Annotated in this window: 18 protein-coding genes; 14 read left to right on the plus strand and 4 right to left on the minus strand. The window is 64.9% G+C overall.

Going from position 1 to position 22,135, the window contains the following annotated elements; translation table 11 throughout:
- Window positions 1-15 precede the first annotated feature (15 nt).
- The 11 genes from edd (at window position 16) to ACGLHT_RS10240 (ending at window position 13,461) form a co-directional block, all read left to right on the plus strand.
- On the plus strand, window positions 16-1,842 hold the full coding sequence (gene edd / locus ACGLHT_RS10190; protein ID WP_238067316.1) for a phosphogluconate dehydratase: 1,827 nt from the start codon (window positions 16-18) through the stop codon (window positions 1,840-1,842).
- Window positions 1,839-2,801, plus strand: a complete 963-nt coding sequence (locus ACGLHT_RS10195; RefSeq protein ID WP_274119713.1) for a glucokinase — start codon at window positions 1,839-1,841, stop codon at window positions 2,799-2,801. Before edd ends, ACGLHT_RS10195 begins: the two co-directional genes overlap by 4 nt.
- A 167-nt stretch (window positions 2,802-2,968) precedes the next feature.
- Entirely contained in the window at window positions 2,969-3,694 is a 726-nt protein-coding gene (gene gltR, locus ACGLHT_RS10200; protein ID WP_025337864.1) for a two-component system response regulator GltR, read from the plus strand.
- On the plus strand, window positions 3,675-5,129 hold the full coding sequence (locus tag ACGLHT_RS10205; protein WP_025337865.1) for an ATP-binding protein: 1,455 nt from the start codon (window positions 3,675-3,677) through the stop codon (window positions 5,127-5,129). Before gltR ends, ACGLHT_RS10205 begins: the two co-directional genes overlap by 20 nt.
- A 239-nt stretch (window positions 5,130-5,368) precedes the next feature.
- Window positions 5,369-6,619 carry an AGE family epimerase/isomerase gene (locus ACGLHT_RS10210; protein ID WP_274119712.1) on the plus strand — a complete coding sequence of 417 codons (1,251 nt, stop codon included), beginning with the start codon at window positions 5,369-5,371 and terminating at the stop codon, window positions 6,617-6,619.
- 104 nt (window positions 6,620-6,723) lie between these two features.
- Complete coding sequence (locus ACGLHT_RS10215; protein WP_274119711.1) at window positions 6,724-8,010, plus strand: ABC transporter substrate-binding protein; 1,287 nt, start codon at window positions 6,724-6,726, stop codon at window positions 8,008-8,010.
- Between the two features lie 181 nt (window positions 8,011-8,191).
- Window positions 8,192-9,100, plus strand: coding sequence for a carbohydrate ABC transporter permease (locus ACGLHT_RS10220; protein ID WP_025337868.1), 909 nt, complete (start codon window positions 8,192-8,194; stop codon window positions 9,098-9,100).
- On the plus strand, window positions 9,093-9,938 hold the full coding sequence (locus ACGLHT_RS10225; protein WP_274078571.1) for a carbohydrate ABC transporter permease: 846 nt from the start codon (window positions 9,093-9,095) through the stop codon (window positions 9,936-9,938). The genes ACGLHT_RS10220 and ACGLHT_RS10225 overlap by 8 nt, the downstream gene beginning before the upstream one ends.
- Window positions 9,939-9,941: 3 nt before the next feature.
- On the plus strand, window positions 9,942-11,096 hold the full coding sequence (locus tag ACGLHT_RS10230; protein ID WP_075043902.1) for an ABC transporter ATP-binding protein: 1,155 nt from the start codon (window positions 9,942-9,944) through the stop codon (window positions 11,094-11,096).
- A gap of 101 nt (window positions 11,097-11,197) precedes the next feature.
- Complete coding sequence (locus ACGLHT_RS10235; protein WP_238067667.1) at window positions 11,198-12,490, plus strand: carbohydrate porin; 1,293 nt, start codon at window positions 11,198-11,200, stop codon at window positions 12,488-12,490.
- Window positions 12,491-12,606: 116 nt separating this feature from the next.
- Window positions 12,607-13,461 (plus strand): D-hexose-6-phosphate mutarotase, encoded by an 855-nt coding sequence (locus ACGLHT_RS10240; protein ID WP_013971129.1) that lies wholly within the window; start codon window positions 12,607-12,609, stop codon window positions 13,459-13,461.
- On the opposite strand, the gene hexR is transcribed toward ACGLHT_RS10240, so the two are convergent.
- On the minus strand, window positions 13,454-14,317 hold the full coding sequence (gene hexR, locus ACGLHT_RS10245) for a DNA-binding transcriptional regulator HexR (protein WP_169774905.1): 864 nt from the start codon (window positions 14,315-14,317) through the stop codon (window positions 13,454-13,456). The genes ACGLHT_RS10240 and hexR overlap by 8 nt on opposite strands.
- Window positions 14,318-14,529: 212 nt before the next feature.
- Between hexR and zwf the strand changes: the two genes are divergently transcribed.
- The 3 genes from zwf to ACGLHT_RS10260 are packed head-to-tail and all read left to right on the plus strand — an operon-like array spanning window position 14,530 to window position 17,397.
- Window positions 14,530-15,999 carry a glucose-6-phosphate dehydrogenase gene (gene zwf / locus ACGLHT_RS10250; protein WP_085616745.1) on the plus strand — a complete coding sequence of 490 codons (1,470 nt, stop codon included), beginning with the start codon at window positions 14,530-14,532 and terminating at the stop codon, window positions 15,997-15,999.
- Entirely contained in the window at window positions 15,986-16,699 is a 714-nt protein-coding gene (gene pgl / locus ACGLHT_RS10255; RefSeq protein ID WP_274119710.1) for a 6-phosphogluconolactonase, read from the plus strand. Before zwf ends, pgl begins: the two co-directional genes overlap by 14 nt.
- A 17-nt stretch (window positions 16,700-16,716) precedes the next feature.
- Window positions 16,717-17,397: a bifunctional 4-hydroxy-2-oxoglutarate aldolase/2-dehydro-3-deoxy-phosphogluconate aldolase gene (locus tag ACGLHT_RS10260; protein ID WP_274119709.1), complete on the plus strand. Its 681-nt coding sequence runs from the start codon at window positions 16,717-16,719 to the stop codon at window positions 17,395-17,397.
- A gap of 242 nt (window positions 17,398-17,639) precedes the next feature.
- Here the strand turns inward: ACGLHT_RS10260 and leuA are convergent, their stop codons facing one another.
- The 3 genes from leuA to xseA all read right to left on the minus strand — a co-directional run bounded on the left by leuA (window position 17,640) and on the right by xseA (window position 21,947).
- The gene (leuA, locus tag ACGLHT_RS10265) at window positions 17,640-19,313 is read right to left on the minus strand and encodes a 2-isopropylmalate synthase (RefSeq protein ID WP_085587545.1); all 1,674 of its coding nucleotides are present in this window, start codon (window positions 19,311-19,313) and stop codon (window positions 17,640-17,642) included.
- Between the two features lie 423 nt (window positions 19,314-19,736).
- Window positions 19,737-20,564, minus strand: a complete 828-nt coding sequence (locus tag ACGLHT_RS10270; protein ID WP_137163084.1) for a M23 family metallopeptidase — start codon at window positions 20,562-20,564, stop codon at window positions 19,737-19,739.
- 3 nt (window positions 20,565-20,567) lie between these two features.
- Window positions 20,568-21,947 carry an exodeoxyribonuclease VII large subunit gene (gene xseA / locus ACGLHT_RS10275; protein ID WP_274119708.1) on the minus strand — a complete coding sequence of 460 codons (1,380 nt, stop codon included), beginning with the start codon at window positions 21,945-21,947 and terminating at the stop codon, window positions 20,568-20,570.
- Window positions 21,948-22,135 lie beyond the last annotated feature (188 nt).

A 22,135-nucleotide genomic window follows, 5' to 3' on the forward strand; every position in this document is an offset into this window, starting at 1 on the left:
CCTGGAGTCCAGTACATGCATCCGCGCATCCTTGAGGTCACCCAGCGGCTGGTCGAACGTAGCCGTGCCACCCGCGAACGCTACCTGCAACTGATTCGCGGCGCGGCCAGTGACGGCCCCATGCGTGCCAGCCTGCAGTGCGCCAACTTCGCCCATGGCGTGGCCGGTTGCGGCAGCGACGACAAGCAGACCCTGCGCCTGATGAACGCGGCCAACGTGGCCATCGTCTCGGCCTACAACGACATGCTTTCGGCGCACCAGCCGTACCAGCACTTCCCCGAGCAGATCAAGCAGGCCCTGCGCGAGGTCGGCTCGGTCGGCCAGTTCGCCGGTGGCGTGCCGGCCATGTGCGATGGCGTGACTCAGGGCGAACCGGGCATGGAGCTGGCCATCGCCAGCCGCGAAGTGATCGCCATGTCCACCGCCGTGGCCCTGTCGCACAACATGTTCGACGCCGCGCTGATGCTGGGCATCTGCGACAAGATCGTCCCCGGCCTGATGATGGGGGCGCTGCGCTTCGGCCACCTGCCGACCATCTTCGTTCCGGGCGGGCCGATGGTCTCCGGCATTTCCAACAAGCAGAAGGCCGATGTGCGCCAGCGCTACGCCGAAGGCAAGGCCAGCCGCGAAGAGCTGCTGGAGTCGGAGATGAAGTCCTACCACAGCCCTGGCACCTGTACCTTCTACGGCACTGCCAACACCAACCAGCTGGTGATGGAAGTGATGGGCTTGCACCTGCCGGGCGCCTCGTTCGTCAACCCGTACACACCGCTGCGCGACGCGCTCACCGCCGAGGCCGCGCAGCAGGTCACGCGCATGACCAAGGCCAGCGGCAACTTCATGCCGCTGGGTGAAATCGTCGACGAGAAGGCGCTGGTCAATTCCATCGTTGCCCTGCACGCCACTGGTGGCTCGACCAACCATACCCTGCACATCCCGGCGATTGCCCAGGCCGCGGGTATCCAGCTGACCTGGCAGGACATGGCCGACCTGTCCGAGGTGGTACCGACCCTGTCCCACGTCTACCCCAACGGCAAGGCCGACATCAACCACTTCCAGGCCGCGGGCGGCATGGCCTTCCTGATCCGCGAGCTGCTCGATGCCGGGCTGCTGCACGAAGACGTCAACACCGTGGCCGGCCATGGCCTGCGCCGCTACACCCAGGAGCCGTTCCTCGACAACGGCAAGCTGGTGTGGCGCGAAGGGCCGCAGCACAGCCTGGACGAAAGCATCCTGCGCCCGGTGGCGCGGCCGTTCTCGGCCGAAGGCGGCCTGCGGGTGATGGAGGGCAACCTTGGCCGCGGCGTGATGAAGGTGTCCGCTGTCGCCCCAGAGCACCAGGTGGTCGAGGCCCCGGCACGGGTGTTCCACGACCAGCAGTCGCTGGCCGATGCGTTCAAGGCCGGCGAGCTGGAGCGTGACTTCGTCGCCGTGGTGCGCTTCCAGGGCCCTCGCTGCAACGGCATGCCCGAGCTGCACAAGCTCACACCGTTCCTCGGCGTGCTGCAGGACCGTGGCTTCAAGGTGGCGCTGGTTACCGACGGGCGCATGTCCGGTGCCTCGGGCAAGATCCCGGCGGCCATTCACGTTTGCCCCGAGGCTTATGACGGCGGCCCGCTGGCACGGGTGCGCGATGGTGATATGGTGCGGGTCGATGGTGTCGAAGGCACGCTGCGGGTAATGGTGTCGGCCGAAGAACTGGCCAGCCGCGACCTGCCGCCAGCGCCACAGGGCAACGACCTGGGCTGCGGGCGCGAGCTGTTCGGCTTCATGCGCGTGGCGTTCAGCCCGGCAGAGCAGGGCGCCAGTGCGTTCACCTCGGCCCTGGAGAACCTCAAATGAAGGACCTGCTGGTTGGCGACATCGGCGGCACCAATGCCCGTTTTGCGTTGTGGCGTGACAACCAGCTGCATGAAGTGAAGGTCTTCGCCACTGCTGACTACACCTGCCCGGAGCAGGCTATCGAGGCCTACCTGGAAGGCCAGGGCATCGCCCGCGGCGGCCTGGCAGCGGTGTGCCTGGCGGTGGCCGGGCCGGTCAATGGCGATGAGTTCCGCTTCACCAACAACCACTGGCGCCTCAGCCGCGTGGCCTTCTGCCAGACATTGCAGGTCGAGCGGCTGCTGCTGATCAACGATTTTACCGCCATGGCGCTGGGCATGACCCGCCTGCGCCCCGGCGAGTTCCGCGAAGTGTGCCCAGGCCAGGCGGACCTGTCGCGGCCGGCCCTGGTCATCGGCCCGGGTACCGGGCTGGGCGTGGGTGCGCTATTGCGCCTGGGCGAACAGCACTGGCATGCCCTGCCGGGCGAGGGCGGGCACGTCGACCTGCCGGTGGGCAATGCCCGCGAAGCAGCGATTCACCAACAGATTCACGGGCAGATCGGCCATGTCAGCGCCGAAACCGTGCTCAGTGGCGGTGGCCTGCTGCGCCTGTACCAGGCAATCTGCGCGCTGGACGGCGACACACCCCGACACAAGACCCCGGCACAGATCACCGATGCCGCGCTCGGCGGCGAGCCGCGGGCGCTGGCGGTGATCGAGCAGTTTTGCCGGTTCCTCGGCCGAGTCGCTGGTAACAATGTTCTGACGCTGGGCGCGCGGGGTGGGGTCTATATTGTCGGCGGCGTGATCCCGCGCTTTGCCGAGCTGTTCGTGCGCAGCGGGTTTGCCGCGAGTTTTTCCGACAAGGGCTGCATGAGTGGCTATTTCGCTGGCGTACCGGTTTGGCTGGTGACGGCGGAGTTTTCCGGGTTGCTGGGGGCCGGGGTGGCTTTGCAGCAGGCGCTGGATAACCGATAGGTAGCAGGGGGCCGCTGTGCGGCCCATCGCGACACAAGGCCGCTCCTACACGGGGCCGCGCCATTCTGTAGGAGCGGCCTTGTGTCGCGATGGGCTGCAAGGCAGCCCCGAAGGCAACACCCGACAGCAGGCAAAAAGACCTGCAATCAACAAGAGGAAGGACCACCTTGAGCACTGCCGGCAAATCGATCCTGATGGTCGACGACGACCAGGAAATCCGCGAACTGCTGCAAACCTACCTGAGCCGCTCCGGCTTCCAGGTGCATGCCGAAGCCGACGGCAAGGGCTTTCGCCGCGCGCTGGAATCCACCCCCTGCGACCTGGTCATCCTCGATGTCATGCTGCCCGACGAAGACGGCTTCAGCCTGTGCCGCTGGGTACGCCAGCACCCGCGTCAGGCACGGGTACCGATCATCATGCTCACCGCCAGCTCCGACGAAACCGACCGGGTCATCGGCCTGGAGCTGGGCGCCGACGACTACCTGGGCAAGCCGTTCAGCCCCCGCGAACTGCAAGCGCGGATCAAGGCCCTGCTGCGCCGCGCCGAGTTCGGCCAGGCGGCGCCGGGCAGTGCGGTGCTGGCCTTCGACGACTGGCGCCTGGACACGGTCAGCCACCGCCTGTTCCATCGCGACGGTGAGGAGGTGATTCTCTCCGGCGCCGACTTCGCCCTGCTCAAGCTGTTCCTCGACCACCCACAGCAGATCCTCGACCGCGACACCATCGGCAACGCCACCCGTGGCCGCGAGCCGATGCCGCTGGACCGCATCGTCGACATGGCGGTCAGCCGCCTGCGCCAGCGCCTGCGCGATACCGACAAACCACCCCGGCTGATCCGCACCGTACGCGGCAGCGGCTACCTGTTGGCTGCCCATGTCTGCAATGCGCCCTGAACGGCGCTGGCGGCTGCTGCCGCGCTCGCTACTGGGGCGCATGCTGCTGCTGACCCTGCTGGTAGTGCTGCTGGCCCAGGGGTTGTCGAGCATCATCTGGGTTGCCCAATTGCGCGCCAGCCAGTTGCAGGGCCTGCGTGCCAGCGCCAGCAGCCTGGCTCATTCGATGAGTGCCAGTGTCAGCTACTTCCGCTCGTTGCCGGTGGCCTACCGGCCGATGGTCCTCGACCAGCTGCGCAGCATGGGCGGTACGCGCTTTTTCGTGTCGCTCAACGCCAAGCCGCTGGACATGCCGCTACTGCCGGTTACCCCGCGTAAGCAGGCGGTGATCGATGTGTTCCAGCAAGTGCTGCATGAGCGCCTGGGTTCGCAGATGGAAATTTCCGTGGAGTTCGTCGGGCCGGACGACCTGCGTATCTTCAACAGCGGCCTGAAGCTCGACGAACTGCCACGCTCCTGGGCGCATTACTCGCTGACCCTGGAGCCACTCAACCCGCCGGTGCTGGTCACCCAGATCCGCCTGGGCGAGGGTGAGTGGCTGTACATCGCCTCGCTGCTGCCCGAGCCCTACACCAGCCTGGAAGCCGAGCGTCTGCCGCGTCAGCAGATCGGCTTCATCGTGCTGACCACGGCCTTGCTGCTGTTGTTCATCGGCTTGCTGGTGCACTGGCAAAGCTGGCCGCTCAAGCGCCTGGCCCGGGCTGCGCGGGAAATGTCGCTGGGCGCCGATGTGGCGCCGGTGGCCGAAGGTGGCGGCAGCGAGGTGGTCGAGGTAGGGCGTGCGTTCAACAGCATGCGCGAGCGCATCAGCCGCTACCTGACCGAGCGCAGCCAGCTGTTCAGTGCCATTTCCCACGACCTGCGCACGCCGATCACCCGCTTGCGCCTGCGCGTCGAGCTGCTGGAGGACGAGCGCCTGCAGGCCAAGTTCAGCCAGGACCTGGACGAGCTGGAGCTGCTGGTCAAAGGCGCGTTGCAGTGCGTGAAGGACACCGACATCCACGAGAACATCGAGCCGGTCGACCTCAACCAGGTGCTGGAAATCCTGGCCGAGCCTTACCTGGGCGATGGCCGCATAACGCTCGAAGGCCGGGCGCTGGCGCCTTACCCGGGCAAGCCGCTGGCGCTGCGGCGCTGCATCGGCAACCTGATCGACAACGCCATCAAGTACGGCGAGCGGGCACGGTTGCGCATCATCGACAGTGCCGAGGGGTTCGTGCTGCAGGTGGATGACCAGGGGCCGGGGGTGCCGCAGCAGCAGCTGGAGCAAGTGTTCGAGCCGCACTTCCGTCTGGCCGGGCAGCAGCAGGGGTACGGGCTGGGGTTGGGGATTGCGCGCAACATTGCCCATAGCCATGGCGGGGAGGTGAGCTTGCTGAACCTGCGTGAGGGCGGGTTGCGGGTGACCTTGTATCTGCCGCGGGGCATGGACTGAAGGGTTGTGTTGCCTGTACCGGCCTCTTCGCGGGTAAACCCGCTCCCACAGGTTTTTGCATTAGCCTCGGAGTCTGGTGGACCTATGAGGACTTTGTGGGAGCGGGTTTACCCGCGAAGAGGCCGGTACAAGCAACACAAATGTCACTGGCTGGTGACAAATCCACCTTCCTTGGTGACATTCCCTTCCAGGCCAGCTCACTAGAATTCGCAGACGACTGGCAAGGATCAAGCTGGCCCATGAGCACCTCCAACCTGGCTTCCACCCGCTGGCTCGACGCCCCGACCCATACCGCCTGGCGCATGGCAGAAGGGCAACGCCTGCTGGCCTTCGCCACGGCTTCGAAACTGCCCGATGGCTTCGGCAGCCTCGACGCCGCAGGCCTGCTTGCCCCCGGTGCCCGCGCCGAAACCCTGATCACCGCCCGCATGACCCACTGTTTCGCCCTGGCCCACCTGCAGGGCGTGCCCGGCTACCTGGCCTATGCCGAACACGGTGTGGCCGCCCTGCGTGGCGCGCTGCAGGATGCCACCTATGGCGGCTGGTTCGCCCACCCCGGTGGCCATGACGACAGCGGCAAGGCGGCTTACCTGCATGCCTTTGTGGCCCTGGCCGCCAGCTCGGCGGTGATGGCAGGTGCTGGCGGTGCACCAGCCCTGCTGGCAGGCGCGGTGCAGGTGCTCGAAGCGCATTTCTGGAGCGAAGAGGAGGGTGCCCTGCGGGAAGCCTTCTCCCGCGCCTGGCAGTTGCCCGAGCAGTACCGTGGCGCCAACAGCAACATGCATGCGGTCGAGGCCTTCCTGGCCCTGGCAGACGTCACTGGCGACAGCCTGTGGTTGCAACGCGCCTTGCGCATCGCCGAACGCATCATCCATACCCATGCCGCCGCCAACGGCTACCGGGTCATCGAGCATTTCGACGCCCTCTGGCAGCCACTGCCGCACTACAACCAGTCGCACCCGGCCGACCACTTCCGGCCTTATGGTTCCACGCCCGGGCATGCCCTGGAGTGGGCGCGGTTACTGCTGCATCTTGAAGCCAGCCTGGAACGGGCCTGCCTGCATGCCCCGCAGTGGCTGCCAGACTGTGCCCGCGCGTTGTTCGATACAGCCTGCCAGCAAGCCTGGAACGTCGATGGCGCGCCCGGTTTCATCTACACCCTGGACTGGGACGATCGCCCGGTGGTGCGCGCACGCCTGCACTGGGTGCATGCCGAAGCCTGCGCCGCCGCCGCGGCCCTGTTGCAGCGCACGGGCGAGGCGCACTACGAGCAGTGGTACCGCCGTTGCTGGGACTTCATCGCCAACCATTTCATTGACCATGGCGCTGGCAGCTGGCACCACGAACTCGATGCGCACAACCAGCCGGCCGCGACCATCTGGCCAGGCAAGCCCGACCTCTACCATGCCTACCAGGCGCTGCTGCTGCCGGGCTTGCCACTGGCACCCAGCCTGGCCAGCAACTTGGCCGGCAATGTAACCAAACGATGACATTCACGCATCGCTTCGTTACCTGGCGAGGCGAGCAGGCTGTTTAGACTTCATGCAACGCAAGCGATCGACTTGCACGGCATAACAACAAGAAAGGTGCTTCGATGAATTCCACGCTCCGTCTCGCTGCCGCAATCTCACTGGCCTCCTTGTTCCCGCTGAGTGCCTTGGCTGCCGATGCCAAAGGCAGTGTCGAGGTGGTGCACTGGTGGACCTCCGGTGGTGAAAAAGCGGCGGTCGATGTGCTCAAGGCCCAGGTCGAAAAAGATGGCTTCACCTGGAAGGACGGCGCCGTCGCCGGTGGTGGTGGTGCCACCGCCATGACCGTGCTCAAGAGCCGCGCCGTGGCCGGCAACCCGCCGGGTGTCGCGCAGATCAAGGGCCCGGACATCCAAGACTGGGCAGCCACCGGCCTGCTCGACGCCGATGTGCTCAAGGGCGTGGCCAAGGACGAAAAGTGGGACTCCCTGCTCGACAAGAAGGTCGCGGACACCGTGAAGTACGACGGTGACTATGTCGCCGTGCCGGTGAACATCCACCGCATCAACTGGCTGTGGATCAACCCCGACGTCTTCAAGAAGGCTGGCATCGACAAGGCGCCAGCCACCCTCGACGAATTCTACGCCGCCGCCGACAAGCTCAAGGCCGCCGGCTTCATCCCGCTCGCCCATGGCGGCCAGCCGTGGCAGGACAGCACCGTGTTCGAAAGCGTGGTGCTGGCGGTGATGGGGGCCGATGGCTACAAGAAGGCCCTGGTCGACCTCGACAGCGCGGCCCTGACCGGCCCGCAGATGGTCAAGGCGCTGACCGAACTGAAGAAGGTCGCCACCTACATGGACCCGGACGGCAAAGGCCAGGACTGGAACCTGGAAGCGGCCAAGGTCATCAACGGCAAGGCCGGCATGCAGATCATGGGCGACTGGGCCAAGAGCGAATGGACCCTGGCGAAGAAAACCGCCGGCAAGGATTATCAGTGCGTGCCATTCCCCGGCACCGACAAGGCGTTCCTGTACAACATCGACTCGCTGGTGGTGTTCAAGCAGAACGACGCCGGCACGTCTGCCGGCCAGCAGGATATTGCCCGCAAGGTGCTGGGCGAGGACTTCCAGAAGGTCTTCAGCAGCAACAAGGGGTCGATCCCGGTGCGCAACGACATGCTGGTCGACATGGGCAAGTATGGCTTCGACGCCTGCGCGCAAACCTCCGCCAAGGACTTCCTGGCCGATGCCAAGAATGGCGGCCTGCAGCCGAGCATGGCGCACAACATGGCCACCACGCTGGCCGTGCAGGGCGCGTTTTTCGATGTGGTGACCAACTACATCAACGACCCCAAGGCCGACCCGGCCGATGCGGCGAAGAAGCTGGCGGCGGCGATCAAGGCTGCCCAGTAAAGCTGACGCGATTCCGTTGTAGGAGCGGCCTTGTGTCGCGATGGGCTGCGCAGCAGCCCCATAACCTGCGCACTCGATCTTTAAGGTAGGTAATCGACCTTGAGTCCTTTGGGGCTGCTGCGCAGCCCATCGCGACACAAGGCCGCTCCTACAGGGGAGTGCGGCGCCTTTGAGGTGAACCATGACCACAGCAACCGCCCAACTGCGGGCCTCACCCCTGGACGCGCTACAGCGCTGGCTGCCCAAGCTGGTGCTGGCGCCGAGCATGTTCATCGTCCTGGTGGGCTTCTACGGCTACATCCTCTGGACCTTCGTCCTGTCCTTCACCACCTCGACCTTCCTGCCGACCTACAAATGGGCCGGCCTGGCGCAGTATGCCCGGCTGTTCGACAACGACCGCTGGTGGGTGGCAAGCAAGAACCTGCTGCTGTTCGGCGGCCTGTTCATCGCCATCAGCCTGGTCATCGGCGTAGTGCTGGCAGTCTTGCTGGACCAGCGCATCCGTCGCGAAGGTTTCATCCGCACCATCTACCTGTACCCCATGGCGCTGTCGATGATCGTCACCGGCACCGCCTGGAAGTGGCTGCTCAACCCGGGCATGGGCCTGGACAAGCTGCTGCGTGACTGGGGCTGGGAGGGCTTTCGCCTGGACTGGCTGATCGATCCCGACCGGGTGGTGTACTGCCTGGTGATCGCCGCCGTGTGGCAGGCCTCGGGCTTCATCATGGCAATGTTCCTCGCCGGCCTGCGTGGCGTCGATCCGTCGATCATCCGCGCCGCGCAGATCGACGGCGCCAGCCTGCCGCGCATCTACTGGCGCGTGGTACTGCCCAGCCTGCGCCCGGTGTTCTTCAGCTCGCTGATGATCCTCGCGCACATTGCCATCAAGAGCTTCGACCTGGTGGCGGCCATGACTGCCGGCGGCCCTGGCTACTCGTCCGACCTGCCTGCGATGTTCATGTATTCGTTCACCTTCAGCCGCGGCCAGATGGGCATGGGCTCGGCCAGCGCCATCCTGATGCTCGGGGCGATCCTGGCGATCCTCGTGCCTTACCTGTACTCGGAGCTGCGGAGCAAACGCCATGCATAGCCCTCTCGACAAAGCGGTGCTTAGCCCGAGCCGCATCGCCATCCACGCGGTGCTGTTGCTGGCGGTGCTGCTGTACCTGGTGCCGCTGGTGGTGATGCTGCTGACCAGCTTCAAGACCCCGGACGACATCAGCACCGGCAACCTGCTGAGCTGGCCGGTGGTAATTACCGGCATCGGCTGGGTCAAGGCCTGGAGCACGGTCAGCGGTTACTTCTGGAACTCGATCATGATCACCGTGCCAGCGGTGCTGATCTCCACCGCCATCGGCGCGCTGAACGGCTATGTGCTGTCGATGTGGCGCTTCCGCGGTTCGCAGCTGTTCTTCGGCCTGCTGCTGTTCGGCTGCTTCCTGCCGTTCCAGACCGTATTGCTGCCGGCCTCGTTCACCCTCGGCAAGCTCGGGCTGGCCAGCACCACCACCGGCCTGGTGCTGGTGCACGTGGTCTACGGCCTGGCCTTCACCACGCTGTTCTTCCGCAACTTCTACGTGAGCATCCCCGATGCGCTGGTCAAGGCCGCTCGCCTGGACGGTGCCGGGTTCTTCACCATCTTCCGCCGCATCATCCTGCCGATGTCCACGCCGATCATCATGGTCTGCCTGATCTGGCAGTTCACCCAGATCTGGAACGACTTCCTGTTCGGCGTGGTGTTCTCCAGCGGCGATTCGCAACCGATTACCGTGGCCCTGAACAACCTGGTCAACACCAGCACCGGGGCCAAGGAATACAACGTCGACATGGCGGCGGCGATGATCGCCGGCCTGCCAACCCTGCTGGTCTACGTGGTGGCAGGCAAATATTTCGTCCGCGGGCTGACTGCTGGCGCGGTAAAGGGGTAAGTCATGGCAACGCTCGAACTTCGCAATGTGAACAAGACCTACGGCAGCGGCCTGCCGGACACCCTCAAGGACATCCAGCTGTCGATCAAGGATGGCGAATTCCTGATCCTGGTCGGCCCGTCGGGTTGTGGCAAGTCGACCTTGATGAACTGCATCGCCGGGCTGGAGCAGATCACTGGCGGCGCGATACTCATCGACCAGCAGGACGTCAGCGGCATGAGCCCCAAGGACCGCGACATCGCCATGGTGTTCCAGTCCTACGCGCTGTACCCGACCATGAGCGTGCGCGAGAACATCGAGTTCGGCCTGAAGATCCGCAAGCTGCCCCAGGCCGCCATCGACGAGGAAGTGGCGCGGGTGGCCAAGCTGTTGCAGATCGAGCACCTGCTGGCGCGCAAGCCGGCGCAGCTGTCCGGTGGCCAGCAGCAGCGCGTGGCCATGGGCCGGGCGCTGGCGCGGCGGCCGAAGATCTACCTGTTCGATGAACCGCTGTCCAACCTCGATGCCAAGCTGCGCGTCGAAATGCGTACCGAAATGAAACTGATGCACCAGCGCCTGAAGACCACCACCGTGTACGTCACCCATGACCAGATCGAGGCCATGACCCTGGGCGACAAGGTGGCGGTGATGAAGGACGGCATCATCCAGCAGTTCGGCACCCCGCAGCAGATCTACAACGATCCGGCCAACCAGTTCGTCGCCAGCTTCATCGGTTCGCCGCCGATGAACTTCATCCCGGTGCGCCTCACGCAACAGGACGGGCGCCTGCTGGCCGTGCTCGACAGCGGCCAGGCGCGTTGCGAACTGCCCCTGGGGGTGGCTGCAGACGAGCTGGAGGGCCGCGAGATCATCCTGGGCATCCGCCCCGAGCAGATTGCCCTGGGTGCAGCCGAGGGCAATGGCCTGCCCGGCATTCGCGCCGAGGTGCAGGTGACCGAGCCCACCGGGCCAGACCTGCTGGTGTTCGTCACCCTCAACCAGACCAAGGTCTGCTGCCGCCTGGCGCCGGATGTGGCGTGCCGGGTCGGCGACAGCCTGAACCTGCAATTCGACCCGGCACGGGTGCTGCTGTTCGACGCCGCCAGCGGCGAGCGCCTGCACCTGGCCACTACTGCCGCAACCATGAAGGACAATGTGGCGCACTTCAAAGGCCGATAACTCGTCTACACCGTCAATAAGAACAAAGAGGACGCAAAGGGATGGAACAGCGCAAACGCATCAGGACATTAGGTTCGCTCGCCTTGCTCGCACCGCTGGCGATGGCCGCTGGCAGCGGCGCGCAGGCTGCCGAGGCTTTTTCCAGCGAATCGAAGTGGATGACCGGCGACTGGGGCGGCACCCGCACCGAGCTGCTGGAAAAGGGCTATGACTTCACCCTCGATTATGTCGGTGAGGTTGCCGGTAACCTGCACGGCGGTTACAACGACGACAAGACCGCGCGCTATAGCGACCAGTTCGCCCTGGGCGCGCACCTGGACCTGCAGAAAATCTTTGGCTGGCATGACGCCGAGTTCAAACTGGCGATCACCGAGCGCAGCGGCCGCAACCTGTCCAACGACCGCATCAGCGATCCGCGCGCCGGGCAGTTCAGCTCGGTGCAGGAAGTGTGGGGCCGCGGCCAGACCTGGCGGCTGACCCAGATGTGGGTCAAGCAGAAGTACTTCGACGGCGCACTGGACGTCAAATTTGGCCGCTTCGGCGAGGGCGAGGACTTCAACAGCTTCCCCTGCGATTTCCAGAACCTGGCCTTCTGCGGCTCGCAGGTGGGCAACTGGGTCGGCGGCATCTGGTACAACTGGCCGGTCAGCCAGTGGGCGCTGCGGGTGAAATACAACATCACCCCGGAATTCTTCGTCCAGGTCGGCGCCTTCGAGCAAAACCCTTCCAACCTGGAAACCGGCAACGGCTTCAAGCTCAGTGGCAGCGGCACCAAGGGCGCGATCCTGCCGGTGGAAGCGGTGTGGTCACCCAAGGTCAACGGCCTGCCGGGCGAGTACCGCCTGGGTTACTACTACAGCACGGCCAAGGCCGACGATGTGTTCGATGACGTCAACGGCAACCCGCAGGCGCTGACGGGCGAAGCCTTCAAGTCGCACTCCAGCAAGCATGGCTGGTGGGTGGTGGCGCAGCAGCAGGTCACTGCACATGGCGGCGACGTCAACCGTGGCCTGAGCCTGTTCGCCAACTTCACCGTGCACGACCAGGCCACCAACGTCGTCGACAACTATCAGCAACTGGGCTTGGTCTACAAAGGCGCATTCGACGCCCGGCCCAAGGACGATATCGGCTTCGGCGTGGCGCGCATTCATGTGAACGACGACGTGAAGAAGCGCGCCGAACTGCTCAACGCCCAGAGCGGCATCAGCGATTACGACAACCCAGGCTTCGTGCCGCTGCAGCGTACCGAGTACAACGCCGAGCTCTACTACGGCTTCCACGTCACCAACTGGCTGACCGTGCGGCCCAACCTGCAGTACATCAAGAGCCCCGGCGGGGTGGATGAGGTGGACAACGCGCTGGTCGCGGGTTTGAAGATTCAGTCGTCATTCTGAGAGCAATTGTTGTAAATTTACGCCAATCCACTTCGGTACCCGGCAGCCACTGGCCTTCAGTGGTTGTCGGGAATAGGCCGAGACAGCGCTATCTCAAACAACAAGAGCTCTGAACCATGCCCGAACATCCGCTCCATCGCTTCTTTACATCGCAGCGGCCCAGGCCGACATTCGAGTGGGAGCGTTACCAGCAGCGCGATGTGCTGATCATCGACCATCCCCGTTGCCAGGCGGTGTTCAGCCGCCAGGGTGCGCAACTGCTGCATTTTCAACCAGCGGGTGAACGGCCCTGGCTGTGGTGCGCCGAGCAGTGGCCGCAGGTGGGCGCGATCCGCGGTGGTGTGCCTGTGTGCTGGCCATGGTATGGCCGCCACCCCAGCGAGGACTTGTGGCCGGCCCATGGCTGGGCGCGCCTGCTCGACTGGAAGCTGGTGGACAGCCGCGAGGACGAGGAGGGGGTAACGCTGAAATGGCGGCTGGACCTGTGCGACTGGCAGGTCGACCTGCATGCCCGGCTGGGTAGCCGCATGGAGCTGAGCCTGAGCACCGAGCACCAGGACAGCGAACCCTGCCAGCTGAGCCATGCCCTGCTGGCCTACTGGCGCATCAGTGACGTGTCCGAGATAGCGCTGTCCGGGCTGGAGGATATCGAAGGCTACGACCGCCTGAACCGCCAGGCCTGCCGTGAAGATGGCGCGCTGAAGCTCAAGGGCGGTTGCCAGAAGGTCTACCCCGGCACGCCGCGGGTGCAATTGCAGGACCCGGCCTGGCAGCGCGAGCTGTGCATCGATACCGGTGACAGCGACGACACGGTGGTCTGGCACCCGGGCAACCGCCCGCTGATGGGCGTGACCGGGCGTGAATGCCAGCGCTTCGTCTGTGTCGAGGCCGCCAGCGGCAGTGGCGAGGGACTGAGCCTGGCGCCGGGGCAGCGTGCCCACCTGCGCCTGCAGGCACACCGGCTCAGTTGAGCTCGTCGTCCTCGATCGGGTAGCGGCTGGCGTTGAGGCTTTCCTTGATCTTGCGCAGGTGCGGCTGGAAGTCCACGCCGCGACGCAGGGTCATGCCGGTAGCCAGCACATCGAGCACAGTCAGCTGGATGATCCGCGAGGTCATCGGCATGTAGATGTCGGTGTCTTCCGGCAGCGGAATGTGCAGGCTCAGGCTGCAGGCATTGGCCAGTGGCGAACCGGCGGCGGTCAGGCCCAGCACCGAGGCGCCGTTTTCCCGGGCCAGGCGGGCCACCTCGACCAGTTCGCGGGTGCGCCCGGTGTAGGAGATGATCACGAACAGGTCGCCGGTGTGCGCCACCGAGGCCAGCATGCGCTGCATCAGCACGTCGGCGTGGGCCGATACTGCCAGGTTGAAGCGGAAGAACTTGTGCTGGGCGTCCAGTGCCACCGGGGCCGAGGCGCCCAGGCCGAAGAAGTGGATCTGCCGGGCCTGGATCATCATGTCCACGGCACGGCTGACCTGCTGCGGGTCGAGCTGCTGACAGGCGCTGTCGAGCGAGGCGATGGCACTGGCGAAGATCTTCTGGGTGTAGGCGGCCGGGTCGTCGTCAGCCTCCACCGCGCGGCTGACGTAGGCGGCGCCGCTGGCCAGGCTCTGCGCCAGCTGCAGCTTGAGCTCGGGGTAGCCGCTGACGCCGAACGAGCGGCAGAAGCGGTTGACGGTAGGTTCGCTGACCTTGGCCGCCTGGGCCAGCGCAGCAATGCTGAAACGGGTTGCTTGTTGCGGGTTGAGCAGGATGACTTCGGCGACTTTGCGTTCGGCCTTGTTCAGCTCGTCGAGGCGGCCCTGGATCTGTTCCAGGAGGTTTCGCACGCGGTCCATGGGGTGTGTCCTTGGGTCGGGAAGACAGCCGGCTGTGGGAGCAGCAGGCTTTTTGCACGGTCGTCTATCGTACTGTCGGCGCGGTTGACGTACCACTTGTCTGTAACACTTGTGTGTAATGTTGTGGTTTTTACTACATTATCCCTTGAAAACCGTATGTGAAAGCGGTATTCCTAGACCAACTTTAGGAAAGAACCAACATCATGGCTGCGATCAGTGTCGAACCTTGCACCTTTGCCCTGTTTGGCGCCCTCGGCGACCTGGCATTGCGCAAGCTGTTTCCTGCGCTCTACCAGCTCGACCGGGCCAACCTGTTGCACCCGGAAACCCGCCTGCTGGCGCTGGCCCGCGAGGCCGGTAGCGCGCAGGGCCACCTGGACAGCATCGAAGCGCACCTGCGCCGGCATGTGCCCGAGGCCGATATCGAGCCCGCCGCGCTGGGCCGCTTCCTCGCCAGGCTGAGCTACCAGCACCTGGACTTCCTCCAGCCCGAGGGCTACCAGGCCCTGGCCGAGCAGTTGCCGGGCGAGCTGCCGCTGATCGCCTACTTCGCCACCGCTGCGGCGGTGTACGGGGCCATCTGCGAAAACCTCGACAAGGCCGGGCTGGCCGAACGCACCCGGGTGGTACTGGAGAAGCCCATTGGCCACGACCTGGAGTCGTCGCGCCGGGTCAACGATGCCGTGGCGCGGTTCTTCCCGGAGAGCCGGGTCTACCGCATCGACCACTACCTGGGCAAGGAAACGGTGCAGAACCTGATCGCCCTGCGTTTCGCCAACAGCCTGTTCGAAACCCAGTGGAACCAGAATTCCATCTCCCATGTGGAGATCACAGTCGCCGAGAAGGTCGGTATCGAAGGCCGCTGGGGCTACTTCGACAAGGCCGGCCAGCTGCGCGACATGATCCAGAACCACCTGCTGCAGCTGCTGTGCCTGATCGCCATGGACCCGCCCAGCGAACTGTCGGCCGATGCCATCCGTGACGAGAAGGTCAAGGTACTCAAGGCCCTGGCACCGATCACCGGTGAAGGGCTGAGCACCCGTGTGGTGCGCGGCCAGTACATCGCCGGCTACAGCGATGGCAAGCCGGTGCCTGGTTACCTGGAAGAAGACAACGCCAACGCCCAGAGCGACACCGAAACCTTCGTCGCCCTGCGTGCCGACATCCGTAACTGGCGCTGGTCGGGGGTGCCGTTCTACCTGCGTACCGGCAAGCGCATGCCGCAGAAGCTGTCGCAGATCGTCATCCACTTCAAGGAAACGCCGCACTACATCTTCGCCCCGGAACAGCGTTTGCAGATCGGTAACAAGCTGATCATCCGCCTGCAACCGGACGAAGGCATCTCTTTACGGGTGATGACCAAGGAGCAGGGCCTGGACAAAGGCATGCAACTGCGCAGCGGCCCGTTGCAGCTGAATTTCTCCGATACCTGGCGCAGTGCACGGATTCCGGATGCATACGAGCGGCTGTTGCTCGAAGTGATGCGCGGTAACCAGAACCTGTTCGTGCGCAAGGACGAAATCGAGTATGCGTGGAAGTGGTGCGACCAGCTGATCGCCGGCTGGCGTAACGCGGGCGATGCGCCCAAGCCATACGCGGCAGGCTCCTGGGGGCCGATGAGCTCGATTGCACTGATCACACGCGATGGGAGGGCGTGGTATGGGGATATCTGAACTGAAACTGCCAGCGGCTGTGAAGGTACACGAGCTGGCGGATGCCAAGGCTCTGGCCGCAACCCAGGCCCATGACGTGGCCGAGCGCCTGCGTGCGGCCATTGCCGCCAAGGGCCAGGCCTGCGTGGTGCTGTCCGGTGGCCGTAGCCCGGTGCCGTTCCTCGAGCAGCTGGCCAGCGAAAACCTCGACTGGGCCAAGGTCACCGTCAGCCTGGCCGATGAGCGCTGGGTGCCGGTGGAGCACGCCGACAGCAACGCCGGCCTGCTGGCCCGCCACCTGTTCAAGGGCGCGGCGGCCAAGGCCCGCTTCGTTGGCCTTTACCAGCAGGCGGAGAACCTTGATGCCGCCGCGGGCAAGGCCGATCAGGCCCTGGCCGAGCTGCCGCCGATCGACGTACTGGTGCTGGGCATGGGGGATGATGGCCACACCGCTTCGCTGTTCCCCGCCAGCCCCAACCTGGACGCAGGCCTCGACCTGGCCAACCCACGCCGCTGCCTGCCCTTGCTGGCACCGAGCGTGCCGCACCAGCGCCTGTCGATGACCCGCTCGCTGCTGGCCAGCTCCGCCTTTACCGCGCTGTCCGTACAAGGGCAGGGCAAACTCGCTACCCTGCGCGCCGCGCTGGCTGGCAACGACCTTACCGAAATGCCGATTCGCGCTTTTCTTCACGCCCCCCTGGACATCTACTGGTGCCCATGAGCCAAGGATCCACAGTCATGACCACCCTCGAACGCCCACAGTCCAAGCTCTCGATGGCCGACAAAGCCGCACGGATCGACGCCATTTGCGAAAAGGCGCGCATCCTGCCGGTGATCACCATCGCCCGTGAGGAAGACATCCTGCCGCTGGCTGACGCCCTGGCCGCCGGCGGTATCCGTACCCTGGAAGTGACCTTGCGCTCGCAATATGGCCTGAAGGCCATCCAGGTGTTGCGCGAGCAGCGCCCGGAGCTTTGTGTCGGCGCCGGCACCGTGCTCGATCGCGGTATGTTCGCCGCCGTTGAAGCTGCGGGTGCGCAATTCGTCGTTACCCCAGGCATTACCCAGGACATTCTCGACGCCGGTGTGGACAGCGAGATCCCGCTGCTGCCAGGCATCAGCACGCCGTCCGAAATCATGATGGGCTACGCCCTGGGCTACCGCCGCTTCAAGCTGTTCCCGGCGGAGATCAGCGGCGGCGTGGCGGCGATCAAGGCCTTTGGCGGCCCATTCGGCGATATTCGTTTCTGCCCTACGGGCGGTGTGAACCCGGCCAACGTGCGCAATTACATGGCGCTGCCCAATGTGATGTGCGTGGGTGGTACCTGGATGCTCGACAGCAGCTGGATCAAGAACGGCGACTGGGCGCGGATCGAAGCGTGCAGCGCGGAGGCGATGGCGCTGCTAGACGCCAACTGAATTTGTTGTGTGCTTTACGGCTTGTGGGGCGCTTGGTCGGCGCCCCTTTTTTTGCCTGGAATTCTTGCAGTGCCTGTACCGGCCTCTTCGCAGCACAAGGCTGCTCCTCCAAGGAACTGCACAGCATCCTGACCTTGCGCTGCCCCATGTAGGAGCAGCCTTGTGCTGCGAAGAGGCCGGCACAGGCCCACAAAAAAGCCCGCATCAAACGATGCGGGCTTCCTCATTCATTGCGGCACGGCTCAGGCCGCCTTGGCTTCCTGCAGGCTCAGCGAGCGGTTCAGCGCGCTGAACAGTGCCTTGAAGCTGGCCGTGGTGATGTTTTCATCGATACCCACACCATGCACCGGGCGGCCACCGGCCACGCGCAGTTCGATATAGGCCGCGGCCTTGGCATTGGTACCGGCGCCAATGGCATGCTCGTTGTAGTCCATGATCTCCACGGCAATCGGCAGGCCGGCCACCAGTGCTTCCAGTGCGCCGTTGCCCTTGCCGCGCCAGTGCAGGGTGGTTTCGCCTTCACCGGCGACTTCCACTTCCACGGCGCTGTGGCCGTTCTCTTCCTGCAGGCGGTGGCTGACCAGCGCGTACGGGGCGTTGGCCTGGAGGTATTCCTTGTGCAGCAGGCTGTAGATCTGCTGGGCAGTCATTTCCAGGCCCAGGCGGTCGGTTTCACCCTGTACTACCTGGCTGAACTCGATCTGCATGCGGCGCGGCAGGCTGATGCCGTATTCCTGCTCGAGCAGGTAGGTGATGCCGCCTTTGCCCGACTGGCTGTTGACGCGGATTACCGCCTCGTAGCTGCGACCGATGTCGGCCGGGTCGATCGGCAAGTAAGGCACTTCCCACAGTTCGCCTTCCTGCTGCTTGGCGAAGCCCTTGCGGATGGCGTCCTGGTGCGAGCCGGAGAACGCGGTGTGGACCAGGTCGCCCACGTACGGGTGGCGTGGGTGCACCGGCAGCTGGTTGCACTCTTCGACCACCTTGCGCACGCCGTCGATGTCGGAGAAGTCCAGCAGCGGGTCGATGCCCTGGGTGTAGAGGTTCAACGCCAGGGTCACCAGGTCAACGTTACCGGTACGCTCGCCGTTGCCGAACAGGCAGCCTTCGGCGCGATCGGCACCGGCCATCAGGCCCAGTTCGGTGGCGGCAATGCCGGTGCCACGGTCGTTGTGGCAGTGCAGGCTGATGATCACGCTGTCGCGACGGCTGACATTACGGCAGAACCATTCGATCTGGTCGGCGTAGATGTTCGGGGTGGACACTTCCACGGTGGCCGGCAGGTTGAGGATGATCTTGTGCTCGGGGGTCGGGTTCCACACCTCGATGACCGCGTCGCAGACTTCCTTGGCGAACTCCATCTCGGTGGCGCTGAAGGTTTCCGGCGAGTACTGGAAGGTCCACTGGGTTTCCGGCTGCTGGGCGGCGTACTTGACGAACAGCTTGGCCGCGTTCACCGCGATGTCCTTCACGCCTTGCTTGTCCTGGTTGAAGACGATGCGGCGGAAAGACGGGCTGGTGGCGTTGTACAGGTGGACGATGGCCTTCTTCGCGCCGCGCAGCGACTCGAAGGTGCGGGCGATGAGGTCTTCACGGGCCTGGGTGAGCACCTGGATGGTGGTGTCGTCCGGGATGTGGCCGTCTTCGATCAGCATGCGCACGAAGTCGAAATCGGTCTGCGAGGCGGACGGGAACGAGGCTTCGATTTCCTTCACGCCAACCTGCACCAGGGTCTTCCAGAAGCGCAGTTTCTTCTCCGAATCCATTGGCTCAATCAGCGACTGGTTGCCATCACGCAGGTCGGAGCTGCACCAGATTGGCGCGGCGGTGATGGTCTTCGACGGCCAGGTACGGTCAGGCAGGTCGATAGTCGGGAAAGCGCGGTATTTCTTCGAAGGGTCTTTGAGCATGGTCATGGAAGCAATCCTTTTGTGTGCGGCCGAGATCGGGCCTGCCGAGCGATAACGAGATGAAAGGCGAGGCGACGCGATTCAGCCTGGTAGTCGGGCGCTGACCAGGCAGAGGCTGCGATGTTGTCGGAGCAGGATGAGGGTGCTGAAGGTTTTCATGCCTTCAACCCTAACCAGTGGGGTGGGGGATGGCAAGCGTTCAGGAAAAATTGAGAGGAATGCTTAAAAAAAGCTTAAAGGCGAGATTTTATGGCATGAAAGCAAGGCTGGCTTATTGATTGTTGCGCAGTATTTTTCGATGGCGCAACACAGTTGAACTGATGTCGACTGTGCTGGCCCTTTCGCGGGTGAACCCGCTCCCACAGGTGCAGCGCCTTCCCTGTGGGAGCGGGTTTACCCGCGAAAAGGCCGGCACAGGCAGTACCGCTCTCAGGGCTGGAACGCGCCAATGAAAATCGCCGGATCCACCCGCGCATCGTTCAGGCTGACGTTCCAGTGCATGTGCGGTCCGGTAGCCCGCCCGGTCGAGCCCACACGCCCCACCACCTCGCCCCGGCGCAGCTGCTGCCCCACCTGCACATCGATCTTCGACATATGGCAGAACATGCTGATAAAGCCCTGCCCGTGGTCGACGAACACCGTACGGCCATTGAAGAAGTAATCGCCCACCAGAATCACCTTGCCATTGGCCGGGGTCTTGATCGGCGTGCCGGCCGGCACCGCGAAGTCCAGCCCGGCATGCGGGTTGCGTTCTTCGCCATTGAAGAAGCGGCGCACGCCGAACTTGCTCGACAGCGGGCCACTGACCGGCTTGTCGAGGATCAGGTTGCTCGGCAGGGTCGGGCTGAAGCTGCGATAGGCCTTGATCTGCTCGGCCAGCTCACGGTCGATGCGCTTGAGGTCGGCCGGGTTCGGGTTGACCTGGCGGGTGTTCTTCAGCGTGATGCGCTGCTCGGGGTACTTTTTACTACCTACGCTGAAAGGCAGGGTACGGCCGCCCTGGCTCAGCACCGCGGTGCCGGGCTTCTGGGTCAGCGGGATGCCAACGATGGCCAGCCAGTTGTCCTGCTCTTTCACCACCAGCACCGGCTTGCCGTCGAAGCGGGCGCTGGGTGCGCTGGCGGCGGGGCCGAGGTCGACCACCGCCACGCCGCCGGGTACCGGTTTGTTCAGCGTGCGGGTGATGTAGCTGGCCTGGGCGCCGCCGGCCAGCAGCAGGAGGGAAAGGGCAAGCAGGGGCGCGAGCAGGCGGGGCATGTGTCAGTCCAGAAGTGAGAGGGTGACCGGGGTCAGGTGGTTGTCTTCGACCCGCACCAACAGCTCGCCTTCGTTCAGGCGGGCAGTCAGGCGTTGGCCATTGCGGGTCTGTTCGGCGCTGCGGATGGCCTGGCCCTGTTCGTCCAGCAGGATGCTGTAGCCGCGGGCGAGGGTGGCCAGCGGGCTGACCACCTGCAGCGTCTGCAACTGGGCCTGGAAGCGCTGGCGGCGGTCCTTGAGCACCTCGCGCATGGCCCGTGGCAGGCGCTCGGCCAGGCTGTCCAGGCGTTGGCCCAGCAGTTTCAGGGTGCGCCCCGGGTGCTGCGCGGCGAGGCGGGTATCCAGGCGTGCCAGGCGCTCGTGGCGCTGGTTGAGGTTGAGCATGAACGCGCGGCGCAGGCGCATGTCCAGGTCGTCCATGCGTTGGGCCTGCTGGCGCAGGCGCTCGCCCGGGTGGCGCAGGCGCCGGGTCAGCGACTCCAGGCGCAGGCGGTCGTGGGTCAGGCGGTTCTGCATGCGCAGCAGCAGGCGCCGTTGCAGGCCATCCAGGCGTTGCTGCAGGCCACTGTTGTCGGGGGCCAGCAGCTCGGCGGCAGCAGACGGTGTGGGCGCGCGCACGTCGGCGACGAAGTCGCTGATCGAGACATCGGTCTCATGGCCCACGGCGCTGACAATCGGCGTGACACAGGCGGCCACGGCCCGCGCCACGGCTTCTTCGTTGAAGCACCACAGGTCTTCCAGCGAGCCGCCGCCCCGGGCCAGGATCAGCGCATCGAACCCGAGGCTGTCGGCCAGGCGGATGGCACGCACGATCTGTGCAATGGCTTCGCGGCCCTGCACTGCGGTGGGGATCAGGTTCAGCTCCACCTGCGGGGCGCGGCGACCGAACACACTGATGATGTCGCGGATCACTGCACCGGTGGGCGAGGTAATGATGCCGATGCGCTGCGGGTGGGCTGGCAGCGGCTGCTTGCGTTCGGCGCTGAACAGCCCCTCGGCACCGAGCTTTTCCTTCAGTGCTTCGAAGGCCAGGCGCAGGGCGCCATCACCGGCCGGCTCGACGGTGTCGAGAATCAGCTGATAGTCGCCACGCCCTTCGAACAGCGAAACCTTGCCGCGTACCCGCACCGCCAGGCCGTCGCGCAGGGCCTGGCGCACCCGCATGGCGTTCTGCCGGAACAGCGCGCAACGCACCTGTGCGCCGCTGTCCTTGAGGGTGAAGTACATGTGGCCGGACGCCGGGCGGGCGAGGTTGGAAATCTCGCCTTCCACCCACACGCTGCGGAACACGTCTTCCAGCAGCACGCGGGCGCGGCCGTTCAGTTGGCTGACGGTAAGGACCTCGCGGTCCAGGCCGAGTCGTTCGAAAGGGTCTCTGATCATGGCGGGCATCATAAAGGACATCGGCCCCGGTTGTCTGTCCCGGCCCTATCGCCGGCCCAGCCCTTTGGGCTGCGCTGTCGCGTAGATAACCGAAAGTGCAAGCAGTCCGCATACCCTGTGGGAGCGGCTTTAGCCGCGAAGAATCCAACGCGGTGCATGGCACCGGCTGCGCCGGTGTTCGCGGCTAA

This window comes from Pseudomonas sp. PsB (assembly GCF_043658375.1).
GTDB lineage: Bacteria > Pseudomonadota > Gammaproteobacteria > Pseudomonadales > Pseudomonadaceae > Aquipseudomonas > Aquipseudomonas putida_Z.